The following is a 255-nucleotide window of genomic DNA, read 5'->3' as shown; positions in this document are numbered from 1 at the left end:
GTATATATACTTCATCTATTGGATAGCTGCGCCCATTTGATTGAATTACAGGGCAAGCAAAAAACTCAGTGTAGCGCTGGGTATCAAGGGTTGCCGACATCAACATTATGGTTAAATCTTCGCGCAGCGCACTTTGGGTCTCTAACGCAAATGCCAATGAAGTATCGGCTGCAATAGAGCGCTCATGAAACTCATCAAATATCAGTAAATCAACATCGCTAAGCTCAGGATCGTTTTGCAGCATACGAGTAAGCA

General features: G+C 43.1%; 1 pseudogene. It reads right to left on the bottom strand.

Going from position 1 to position 255, the window contains the following annotated elements:
• Positions 1-255: pseudogene (locus tag AAEY57_RS20470) on the bottom strand (ATP-dependent helicase HrpB); the annotation flags it as partial.

It is taken from the genome of Pseudoalteromonas sp. MER144-MNA-CIBAN-0113 (genome assembly GCF_040308965.1).
GTDB lineage: Bacteria > Pseudomonadota > Gammaproteobacteria > Enterobacterales > Alteromonadaceae > Pseudoalteromonas > Pseudoalteromonas tetraodonis.
The sequence above is the reverse complement of the archived record's forward strand: the minus strand, read 5'-3'. Positions and strand labels throughout refer to the sequence as shown.